Here is an 11,724-nt window from a genome sequence, read left to right as displayed (position 1 = left end):
CGGGTTGATCTCCTTGTGGAACAAGATTGACTTACTATCAACAAAATTCAATCAAGGAATGTTGATATTAGATGTGCATATTCCGGATGAAGCAAGATTAGGTTCTGGAGGAGAGCTTCTAGCTCTAGATGCACTTAGAGAAACATTTTTTCAGTTTGAGGAAGTTCACAGCATCGATCTGCTTGTCGATGGAGAATCACTTGAAAGTCTAATGGGTCATGCAGACTTGGTTCACCCATTAAGCCGTGAATAAGTTTTTTTAATAAAAGACATAATTCCGAAAGAATCTCGGGATAATCCTCCTTAATTTTGCTGAATTGCATTTGAGAAATTTGTAGTAATCTTTTTGAAAACGATCATCCCCCCATCAAGGTTTTAAAAATAAGAAATCAGTCTACAACTTCATTAAAAGGAAACCATTAAACAAATGCCTACAGATCATTAGATCTGTAGGCGTATGCTCAACCATCAGTATTTTTATACAACCAAATGTATAATGTTAACTTTTATTAGTTTCTATGATTCACTTTTCGCAACTTTTGTAGATATTTTCGCAGCTTTCATGATCCATCACAACAACATTAAGCCTATTGTAAATTCACTCGAAGCTTACGAACACTTACTATACCCACAGTTACTGCACGTCTTACATCCCTCGACATTAATCAAAGATGCCGTACCACAGGCTGTACACAGGTCACGTGATGTTTCTACAGCGCTATGTTTATGACCACCGTCTCCACTTCCGTGACTCACGGTCGATTCCATCGCAAGCGTTGCTGCTACTGGTGCTGGATCATGTTCTCTACCCACATCAATCTGAATATGAGCTTCCAATGCTTTGGCTACAGCATCCGCAATCGATTCTACGCGATTCACACCGAAGCCGATAGCACCGGAGCCACCGATTCCTTTGAGATGCTTAATTAGAAGTTCTACTTTAAATCCATGGTCTCCATAACGAAGGAACAAGGAACATACACGGCCTAAGGCCTCTGCCATAGCAAATACATCAGAACCCGCTTTACCTACATTCAAGAATATCTCGCTAGGAATACCATCCAGATCATTAATAGTTATATATGCCATTCCGAATGGTGTGTTGATCTTATAAGTTGCACCACGAAGAACTTGTGGGCGACTCTTATACTGCTTATCTAGCACTTTCTTACTTGTGGATTCTACACTCTTCTCAACAGTTAGATTACCACTTAATGATTCAAGCGCTGCATCTTCTCCTGCGAAATGATCTGCAGCCTGCTGTTCTGCTTGCTCTTCAGATACCGAAACATCTGCTGTTTCTGGCTCTTCCTTCTTACTCGTATTTAAGACTTGTTGATCGCGGCTACCATCACGGTAGATCGTCACGCCTTTACAACCAAGATCGAATGCCATCTCATACAACTCTGCTGTTTCTTCCACTGTAAAGTCCGAAGGACAGTTGGCTGTCTTTGAAATAGAACTATCTACCCAGCGTTGAATCGCTGCTTGTACACGAATGTGATCTTTTGCAGATAGATCCATTGCTGTTACATAATAATCTGGCAAGGCTTGACCAGGATGTGCTTCAAGCCATTCTTGCGCGATCGGCACGAATTGCTCATCGTAACCTAAGCGGCTCTGACGGAAATATTTGAAAGCAAAGTACGGTTCAATACCCGTTGATGTACCAACCATCGTTCCTGTACTGCCTGTAGGAGCTTGGGTAATCACGGTAACGTTACGCATTCCCTTGTTTTTAATAGCTTCCCCTACTTCTGGGAACTCCTCTGTCATATTACGCATAAATCCGCTCTGTAGGTATTTCTCCGCATCAAATGCTGGGAAAGAACCTTTCTCAGCCGCAATATCCGCTGACGCCAAATAAGCTTCACGAGCCATAAATCCATAGATTTTATCTAAGAAAACTAAAGATTCTGGACTACCATAACGTATGTTTAACTTAATCATTAACTCTGCAAGGCCCATCGTACCCAGACCTACACGTCGTTCATTCTTCTGGTTCTTCTCATTCTCATCAAAGTGATAAGGTGTTGTATTAATAACATTATCCAAGAAGCGTACTGAATAATGGGTCGTTGTTGCTAGGTCGTCCCAATTTACATCATGTTTCTCTTCATCGTAGAACTTGGATAAATTAATCGCAGATAAATTACATACTCCCCAAGCCGGTAGACCTTGCTCACCACAAGGGTTCGTACAAATAATCGGATTAAAGTACCAACTATTCGACATATCATTATAGTGTTCCATGAAGACAACACCAGGTTCGGCAGATTTCCATGCTGCTTCAATGATCGTATTCCATATTTCACGTGCTTTCACCGTACGATAAGGAATAACTTTACGACCTGCTATCTTCCATTTCTCTAGATCGCCATCCCATACTTCATTGTAGTCAGGCTCCGTAGTGTCTGGAAATACCAATTCCCAATCTAAATCTTCCTTAACGGCCTTCATGAATCCATTACTCACACACACAGAGAGATTCGCATTCGTCACCTGTCCCATGGTCTGTTTCACGGTAATGAAATCTAGAACGTCGGGGTGCCAATCATTAATCATCAACATCAGCGCGCCACGTCGGCTTCCGCCTTGTTCAATTAAGCCTGTTGTATAACTAAATAACCCTCCCCAAGATACTGCACCGCTTGAAGAACCATTCACACCTCTAACAATAGCTCTGTGCGGACGAAGAGAAGATAAATTAATCCCTACGCCACCACCACGCGCCATAATCTCCGTCATTTCAGATAGGGTCTTCATAATGCCACCACGACTATCTTGCGGAGAAGGTATCACATAACAGTTAAACAGTGTTAACTCTTCACTCGCACCCGCACCTGCAGCAATTCTTCCTCCCGGTACCAGCTTCCAATCATCCAATAGATAACGGAACTTGTCTTCCCATTCAGCTTGAAGTTCAGGTGTTGCCTCTGCTCTTGACATCGCCTGTGCTAAACGGTCCCACATCTCTTCAGGAGTCTTCTCAATATTTAATGTAAGTTTATCTATGTCTGACTCAACGAGCTCTCCGCTCCGTGTTTTTACGGTTGCAATTCTACCTTCACGTTTTACAATTTCCCCCACTTCTTTTGTAGGGAACTTTGGATCATCCTTCGTCAAGACAAGAACAACATCGCCTACCTTGGCGTTATTACTATCCGCATCTTTCCAAGCATATCTATCTAGAAATATTTTCTCACTTAAGCCCTCTAATCGACTTGTACGCTGTAAATCACTCAAAAAAAACACCCTCCTAATATATTGCTATAAAAACTTAATAAGGATAACCAAGACCGATATTCCTCAATATATTGTACTCATACCATTATACTACACTACATCTTGGTACTCTATCTTTCATTAGCGAAATTTAAGGCAAGAAAGCCCATCCATGTTAGACTATCTTCAGTTTTCTTCAATTTTCTCATTTTTTTACCCATAGATTAAGAAAAAACATTGAAAATTCACTCAAACTCATACAGCGCTAGGGATTCATGGCTACCATGAAGTTAAAATATGAACAACCTATGGATATCTATAGTTATGAACTTAACAACTTCCGTGCATACTACACTTTACAAGATTCTAATAAGGAGGGCTGAACCATGAATTCTCCATCCATTCAACATATGAAGACAGCATACGCTCTACCCATTCCACTAGAAATAGACAACAGCTGGCTTGAGAATCTGGAGAACCGTCTTGATAAAGGAGGGCCATGGGGCGATTGGCGATTGTTCCAGATGGCTATTCAGGGTGAAGAGTCTCGCTTGGTTACCAGCTTTGATGAATTACAATGTGTTAAATATCTGCAGGATCTAACGCCTCTTCCCCATCAAATTGATACGGCTCGTAGAGTGTTGTTTGAAATGTCCGGGAGAGCTATTTTGGCTGATGAAGTAGGTCTTGGGAAGACGATAGAAGCCGGACTTATTCTTAAAGAATATATCATTCGTGGACTTGTCTCTAAAGTACTCATTCTCGTACCTGCCTCTCTCGTGCTCCAGTGGGTTCGTGAGTTGAATAGTAAATTTGGTGTTCCTGCCATCGCACAGAAAAAGGCCTATTCCTGGGGTTCAGATATCGTTGTTGCGTCCATCGATACAGCGAAGAGAGATCCACATAAAGATATTTTGTTAGACCAAGAATACGACATGCTGATCATTGATGAAGCTCACAAACTCAAGAATAAGAAAACATCCAATTACCAGTTCATTCAAAAATTACGTAAGAAATACTGTCTTCTACTCACAGCAACACCTGTTCAGAATGATCTCGGGGAGTTGTTTAACCTGATTACACTTCTGAAACCGGGGCAACTAGGGAAACAAGGAGAGTTCTCATCGAACTTTGTTGTTGATAAGCGTATAGCTAAGAATGAAGGGCAATTAAAGGATGAACTTTCAAAGATCATGATTCGAAATCGCCGTGGAGAAGGACCTACTATTTTCACCAAGCGGACTGTTCGGAACGTTAATCTGCAACTATCCCCTGAAGAACAAGCACTATATGATGGGGTAACTTCATATGTCAAAGATCAGTATCAGGTTGCAGGAGGTAATCTAAGCAGTATGCTATCGCTAGTTACGCTTCAACGCGAAGTCTGTAGCAGTCGTGATGCTGTATTCGTTACATTGGTTAACTTGACCAAAAAAATGGCTGAGGATTCTCCTCAACGAGCTAAGATCTGGGATCTTGTCTATATGATCAAAGAAATTAAGGCCAACACCAAAGCGGAAAAAACGATAGAGCTCATTCGCGAAATGGACGAAAAAGTCATTGTATTTACGGAATACCGTGCCACACAAGAGTATTTATTACAGTATTTTCGTGCCAATGGGATTTCTTGTGTTCCTTATCGTGGGGGGATGAACCGTGGCAAAAAAGACTGGATGATGGATTTATTCCGCGGTCGTGTGCAAGTCATGATTGCGACGGAAGCCGGCGGCGAAGGTATTAATCTACAGTTCTGCCATAACATGATCAACTTCGACTTACCCTGGAACCCTATGCGTGTAGAGCAACGAATTGGGAGAATCCACCGATTGGGTCAACAGAATGATGTGAAGATATTCAATTTATCTACCACCGGTACGATTGAAGAACATATTCTAAATCTGCTACACGAAAAAATTAATATGTTCGAAATGGTCATTGGTGGATTAGATGTCATACTAGAACGTTTCGAAAAGAAAGAATCTCTAGAGAAGAGCTTATATAAGATCGTATTAGAGTCACAGTCGGATGAGGAAATCCGTCAAAAAGTGAATTCGTTAGGACAGTCATTAGATGAAGTAAAGAGACAAGTCGAAGATGAAGTCGAGGTCGTAAGAGAGGAAGAAGCCTGAAATGAGTATGTCCCCAGATCAAGTACAACAACATGTCATGACTTATTTAGAGGTAACCGACTGTCAAGTCATCGAGAAGTCTCCCTTCCATATCACGGCGAAGCTGTCCCCCCAAGCGGATAAGCAATTAACGAATCGCCCTTATTATTGGGGATTTGTCGAACGGACGGGAGTTGAACCTGAGACTCTGTCCTTCACCTTTGTATTTGATCCTGAACGTTACACAGTTCCAGATGTGCCGGTCAATCCAGCTCCCAATGGTGGACCGCAAGACAGCATCCTGTCTCGTTATTTCGGAGTAACGCCTACGGCACCCCGAATTGGTCCTGGACGAATCCAACGTGAAGATGTGAGTTATGGTAGTCGGAGACTTCAACAAATATGGGATGCTGCTCGCCAAGATGGCTCCTATGTTTACTTATTTGAACAACCCGGTGACCTTCAACGCCGAGCTTTGTTCTCTGCTGCCTATGAACCTTGGCTCGCTGTTTGTTTCAAAGTAGAAATGACTTGTGATGTGAAGAAGGAAGAACTTCATTTCATGGGCATTTCATTATTGAGTGGAGAAATTACCGATGACTTTCGCCACTTATTGGTAGGAAAGAATCTAAGTCCTAGACTTCCAGAGAACGTTCACATCAATCCCGCAGAGTTATCCGTGACTAAAGCTGCTGAGATATTACAATCCAGCCTAACATCTAAGCTTAACCAGCTTGATTATCAATGGGCAGATCAAGCTCAAGAACGATTAAAGGACGAGCTCGCGATTATCGATGCGTATTATGAGAATATGATGAATGAACCTGAAGAAGAGAAGAATGATCATATCCGTGAGCAATATACTTGCAGACGCAGTGAAATGACATGGCAATACGAGCCGAAAGTGAAAATATCCGCCATAACCTGCGGTCTATTTCACCTTAGACCAATCCAATAGGCTTAGTATGACCTTCATCGCTAAAAGAGGGCAAAAAAAGCCCTCTCTTTCGAGGGTCCTCGTGACAGTTTGTAACACTCTTTTTAAAGCTTGTCCGTTACACTGTAATAAGTTACCTATATAGAAAGGTGGATTGTATGAAATCCTTGCCTTCAACATCTAAAATGATTATCGTCCTACTTAGTCTTCACATGTTAATGCCAGCTATTCAAGCCTTTGCACCTGTATCTGCAGCTGACAATTCCATATCGAGTCCTAGTCCGACTATCGTTGAACTATCCAAAGATGGGGCACTTTCCATGGATCAGAGTCTTCTGAATCCTGCTCCTACGCTATTAAAGACATTCTCCGAGACCATCGTGCAACAACTCTCTGAGCAACAAGTATTTACGTCGTGGGCCCATTCTGAGCTTCAATATTTCCCACTCGGTCCTGGTACACATAGTTGGCTCGTAACGGTATCTAAGGATGATAAAGAGCTTGGATATCTTATTCTCACAGCAAAAGACACGGATTCTGAGGAATATGTTCTCAGCGAATATGGAACTTCTGCATCCGTACCCTATCATGTAACATCACTGCACCAGACCCTGGAGCAGTTAGAACTCATATCATCTTCTTCTTCTAAAAAGACCTTACATCCAATCACCATTGAACCTCTATACTCTCCACTTCTGCCCTTATGGAAAGTGTCATATGGACAGCAGGAAACATTATACCTGAACGCACTAACTATGGAGGTTCTACCATGGGATGAATCACACTGGAAGAAACTCAGTATGCAGAACACTGAGCTAAGTGGCGCCCATTTCTCTATAACGGATGCCTCTTACACTTCCTCGCAAGCGATATTGCGAAAAGGACAGAGAGACCCATTAAAGAATCTAATGTGGATTACATCACCTAAGTTAGCTGTGTATTCGGACCAAGAGTTTGAATCTTACATCAATCAACACAACTCCTTAATTTTCACCTCACCTAACCGTAATGATGAGTATGGAGGACCCTTTGCCATATCAGGCTTTCAGAAGTGGCATTCGAATCAAGGTGTTTCAGAACAGACCATATATGCAGGGACAGGTCTTAGTGGGCAGCGTTACCTCCCTCTATCCGTCCTACGAGCTCAAGGTGAATTCCATGCTTTTTCTACTGCAACGAAATAATAAACACAAGAAAGAAGGGACTATCCCAATTGTCAAACTACATTGACTTCTGGGATAGTCCCTTCTTATGTTCTAGCTAATTCACATGTTCTTGCTCTTTATGACTTTCCTCTTGCCATGAATCTTCAATGGCTGAACGTGTATTTGTTCTCCACAAGCTAAGACTAATCGGAATCATACCGAACCATTTCGTCGTCCAGGGTTCTTTTACAGTTGTATGCCGTTCTTCTCGTGGCGTTTCAATGTATGTCACTACTTGCTCTGTAATGTATTTCACTAATTTCAGTTCATCACCCATAACCGTTCATCCCCTCTATCTTGTGATTAGTAAGATGTGTAAGGTAACCTTATCTATAGCTTGCGCAGTTTCGCGCAAAATTAAACTTCCAACGAATGATATAAATACACAACAAACCGCGTGCTAACCGATACACGGCTAGCACGCGGTTCATGGTTATTACTGACCTAATAAAACTTTGGCATAAGGTGAATCAATCGGGATCATGATAACAGGTTCATTCTTCAAGGTCGTCACATAGCTCTCTAATGTCCGATATAGACTATAGAATTTGGGATCTTTGCCATAAGCAAGATTGTAGATTTTGGCTGCTTCTCCCTCACCTTCGGCAATGATCTTCTTAGCATCGGCTTCCGCTTGGGCAAGAAGCTCAGTCGATGTACGATCTGCCTTAGACGTTCTTTTTCGTGATTCCTCATCCCCTTCGGATAAATAACGAGCTGCAATGGATTGCCGGTCCGAAATCATTCGATTATATACACTTTGTTTATTTTCCTCCGGTAAATCCGTACGCTTAATGCGTACATCAATAATCTCAATACCATAATCATCACGCGTTAATGCATCAATAACATCCTTTGTGATCTCATCATTGATGTTGCCACGTTCTGTTTCTTCGCTGATGATATTCTCATAATTCACTTCAGATAACTTACGACGAACAGAGTTATATACAGCTTCATCTATTCGTGAAACACCGCCACTAACGGTTTGAACCGTTTTTAAGAATTGGGAAGCATTCTTAATACGCCAAACGGTATAATTATCCACCACAATAGGCTTCTGATCCTTCGTAAGAATTGTCGTAGGACTGCTATCATATGTCATCTGATATTTGGGTAGCATGGATACATTCTCGATAAATGGAATCTTGAACTTCAATCCCGGTTCTTCTACAGCTCTCATCGCTTCACCAAATCTTAGAACAACTTTATACTCTCCTTCCTTAACGATGTACATCGACCCAAATCCCAAAATGACTAGGAGTACGATAGAAATAAATGCTATCCATTTATTTTTCATTGTCCGTTACCTCCTGCTGGAGCCGTTGTTGTAGCTGAACTGGTGGTTGGAGTTGTTACACTTTTTGAACCACTAAGCAGTTCATTTAAGGGTAGATAATTAACCGTATCGCTGTTAGAGTTCGTAATAATAATCTGGGCATTAGGTAAAATTTTCTCTAACGTCTCTAATATCAGTCGACTTTCGGTAACACTTGAACTCTTCTTATACTCTTCATAAATGGCATTAAATTGAGCTACATCACCTTGTGCATTCAAGATCCGCGACTTTTTCTCACCTTCAGCATTTTCAAGAAGAGCCTGTGCTTCACCACGAGCTTTCGGAATGATGTCATTCTCATATTTCACGGCATTATTGATCTTCGTATTTTTCTCTTCCCTAGCATTGGTTACTTCACGGAAAGCTTCGGATACCTGCCCACTGGGTGGTTCAATATCCTGGAATTTAATATCGATAATCTGAATACCCGTTTGGTATTTCTTCTGAAGTTCTAATAACTGAATTCTAACCTTGTCTTGAATAACAGTCTTACCATCTGTAATGGCATAGTCTAATTTCTCTGATCCGATGACCGAACGTATAGAGGAGACTGCGGCATTACGTAGGAATGTCTCTGGGTCATCGATATTGAACAGGAAATCTTCAATATTGCTTATTTTCCATTGCACGACTGCGTCCGCTGAGACGATATTCTCATCGCCAGTGATCATCATCGCTTCTTCTTCAACGGGAACACTCTGACCATTCTCTTGACGATAACCGATATGAATTCGTTGCGTCAGTTCCGCCGGTACGGTAATAACCTGTTGGATGGGATTAGGCCATTTAAAATGTAATCCTGCCTTCGCCTCATTTGAATACTTACCAAATGTCAGTATGGCTGCACGCTCTTGCTCTTGTACCGTATAGAACGAGGTTGAACCTACAAAGATTAGGATCACTACTGCAATACCAATAACGACTTTTTTAATGACTCCCGGCTTTAAATCCGAGAACTTAAACCCTTTGTTGCGATTAGCTTGTGGGTTGTTATCTGGTTCCATGAAACTCAATATAATCTCTCCCCTCTAGAACGACTACACATTATAGAAGGTATTACGTAAGACTGAGGAAAAGGTTACCAATTAAATTAAATAACATTCAGATGAATTTTTTTCCCATTTTTGTACATTCTAACTTTTAATTGCTTTTACCAAATTAGCTTAATTCAACCGGGAGGCACATCACTTCATGATCACATACCCAAGGAAGAAATACCTACTCATCTCCATCTTAGTTATGAGTCAACTTATCTGTTCTCTATTCCATTTAAGCCCCTTGTTCGCAGCACCAACCGAAGATCCATTTCTCCCAGCCTTTCCCAAGGAAATTATTCTCATTGATGTCGGTCATGGGGGAATAGACGGGGGAACATCTTTTCAAGACATTATTGAGAAGGATATTAACCTAAGTGTTGCTAAAAAAGTCTTCCTGCTTCTAAGAAGCCAAGGCTACGAAGCCGCAATGAATCGCTCAGGGGATTATGCTCTTAGTGATGAGAATCATTGGTTGAACAATTCCTCACGTCACAAACGCGATTTAGCACAACGTAAAGAGTTAAGTCGTACCGTTCCTACAAAGATAGTAGTAAGCCTACATGTCAATTGGGGGAAAAGACCTCAGAATCGAGGACCGTTAGTACTTTACCAGAATGAAGGCCGCAGTTTCCTTCTTGCCAATGTGATCCAACAACAATTAAATCCGTTATATGGCACTCGACTACAACCTGTTTATGGTAAACCTTATTACCTTCTTAACTATGTGAAAGACCCCGCTGTTATTGTGGAGATGGGATTTATAAGTAACGCTGAAGACCGCGCTATGTTGTGTAACCCACGCAAACAATTAGCAATAGCCGAAGCCATCGTTGCAGGTATTATTGGTTATCTGACGGTAACATAGGTGAAGGATTCCAGCCCCAGACATCTTTCACAAGATCACGGATCCCAACGAATTCCACACGTTCTTTCATCTGTGGAATTCGGGTTCTAATTGTCTCAGCGGTCTTATCACCTGCCGCACTCACATGACCAATCGTGATACAATATCGATTCTTCACAGCCCATGATTCAACCTCACGTAATTGTTTGCTGATGTGACTAATCGTGTGAGCATCATCTAGAAAAATGTTATTATTTACAGGAGGCATTCCCCTCTGGACTGCAAGTTGACTTACAATGGAGTGATAATTGGTTTTACTATCTACAAAAAACAATCCTCTTTCCTGGCATACTGCAAGCACAATAGACATGATTCTATCGTCACCTGTTATTTTGGAACCCATATGATTGTTCATCCCAACCGCATATGGAATGTCATCAATCGCTGCTTCCACCTTCTTACGAACTTCTGCATCACTAAGGTCAGCTGTGATCGCTCCTGGACCCATCCAACTGGACTTACCCGTCTTTGGCTCCATCGGCATATGCACAATCACGTCATGTCCTTGCTTATGGGCTAGCTCCGCATCAGTATGGCTTGTAGGCAGAAATGGCATAATGGCTACAGTTAATTTGACCGGCATTTTAAACATCTCTTCCGTCCCCTTTTGCCCATTACCGAAGTCATCTATAATAATGGCCACTTTGGGTTTAGCTTGCGATTCCGATATATTAGCTTCCACCTCTGATGCATCTACATACCCGACATTCATATTCCACACCATACTCAAGCTAAGACAACCCATTACCCAGTTACGCTTTCTCAAAAAACGTCTATCTTTAAACAAGTGACTACAAATTGTTCTCATAACGTTCACCCTTTCTTACCTTTGCTTTCATTGTTTGAGTAAGAGGGACTAAATATGTATCCGCGACAGAAAAAGAAATAACTTTGAATTTAGGCATGAGTACAGCCCTTGAAGCCGTTAATGAATCGTTGATGTAATTCAATACAACAAAGGATAGATAA

At 41.5% G+C, this 11,724-nt stretch carries 9 protein-coding genes and 1 pseudogene; 5 read left to right on the top strand and 5 right to left on the bottom strand.

The annotated features are described in order from the left end of the window. Nucleotides 1-253 (top strand): annotated as a pseudogene (locus AC1D7X_RS12615) (GerMN domain-containing protein); the annotation flags it as partial. A gap of 356 nt (nucleotides 254-609) precedes the next feature. Here the strand turns inward: AC1D7X_RS12615 and AC1D7X_RS12610 are convergent. Beyond that, a complete protein-coding gene (locus AC1D7X_RS12610; protein ID WP_495455558.1) occupies nucleotides 610-3,246 on the bottom strand; it encodes an adenosylcobalamin-dependent ribonucleoside-diphosphate reductase in 2,637 nt (878 codons plus the stop codon). A 365-nt stretch (nucleotides 3,247-3,611) separates the two neighbouring features. Here AC1D7X_RS12610 and AC1D7X_RS12605 point away from each other — a divergent pair, with 365 nt between their 5' ends. The 3 genes from AC1D7X_RS12605 to AC1D7X_RS12595 all read left to right on the top strand — a co-directional run bounded on the left by AC1D7X_RS12605 (nucleotide 3,612) and on the right by AC1D7X_RS12595 (nucleotide 7,454). Then, entirely contained in the window at nucleotides 3,612-5,354 is a 1,743-nt protein-coding gene (locus AC1D7X_RS12605; RefSeq protein ID WP_495475341.1) for a DEAD/DEAH box helicase, read from the top strand. Nucleotide 5,355: 1 nt separating this feature from the next. Continuing rightward, nucleotides 5,356-6,291 carry a YqhG family protein gene (locus AC1D7X_RS12600; protein ID WP_495475340.1) on the top strand — a complete coding sequence of 312 codons (936 nt, stop codon included), beginning with the start codon at nucleotides 5,356-5,358 and terminating at the stop codon, nucleotides 6,289-6,291. A gap of 137 nt (nucleotides 6,292-6,428) precedes the next feature. Beyond that, nucleotides 6,429-7,454: a hypothetical protein gene (locus tag AC1D7X_RS12595; RefSeq protein ID WP_495475339.1), complete on the top strand. Its 1,026-nt coding sequence runs from the start codon at nucleotides 6,429-6,431 to the stop codon at nucleotides 7,452-7,454. 76 nt (nucleotides 7,455-7,530) lie between these two features. Here AC1D7X_RS12595 and AC1D7X_RS12590 read toward each other — a convergent pair whose 3' ends face one another. The 3 genes from AC1D7X_RS12590 to hflK all read right to left on the bottom strand — a co-directional run bounded on the left by AC1D7X_RS12590 (nucleotide 7,531) and on the right by hflK (nucleotide 9,818). Next, nucleotides 7,531-7,752: a YqzE family protein gene (locus AC1D7X_RS12590; protein WP_495455554.1), complete on the bottom strand. Its 222-nt coding sequence runs from the start codon at nucleotides 7,750-7,752 to the stop codon at nucleotides 7,531-7,533. Nucleotides 7,753-7,911: 159 nt separating this feature from the next. Beyond that, nucleotides 7,912-8,775, bottom strand: coding sequence for a protease modulator HflC (gene hflC / locus AC1D7X_RS12585; protein ID WP_495455553.1), 864 nt, complete (start codon nucleotides 8,773-8,775; stop codon nucleotides 7,912-7,914). Then, nucleotides 8,772-9,818, bottom strand: coding sequence for an FtsH protease activity modulator HflK (gene hflK / locus AC1D7X_RS12580; protein WP_495455691.1), 1,047 nt, complete (start codon nucleotides 9,816-9,818; stop codon nucleotides 8,772-8,774). The genes hflC and hflK overlap by 4 nt, the downstream gene beginning before the upstream one ends. A 187-nt stretch (nucleotides 9,819-10,005) precedes the next feature. Between hflK and AC1D7X_RS12575 the strand changes: the two genes are divergently transcribed. Beyond that, complete coding sequence (locus AC1D7X_RS12575; RefSeq protein ID WP_495455552.1) at nucleotides 10,006-10,716, top strand: N-acetylmuramoyl-L-alanine amidase; 711 nt, start codon at nucleotides 10,006-10,008, stop codon at nucleotides 10,714-10,716. Here the strand turns inward: AC1D7X_RS12575 and AC1D7X_RS12570 are convergent. Next, nucleotides 10,691-11,563: a divergent polysaccharide deacetylase family protein gene (locus AC1D7X_RS12570; protein WP_495475338.1), complete on the bottom strand. Its 873-nt coding sequence runs from the start codon at nucleotides 11,561-11,563 to the stop codon at nucleotides 10,691-10,693. The genes AC1D7X_RS12575 and AC1D7X_RS12570 overlap by 26 nt on opposite strands. Between the last annotated feature and the right edge of the window lie 161 nt (nucleotides 11,564-11,724).

The organism is Paenibacillus sp. Y568 (assembly GCF_059445545.1).
This window is presented reverse-complemented; position numbering and strand designations above follow the sequence as displayed.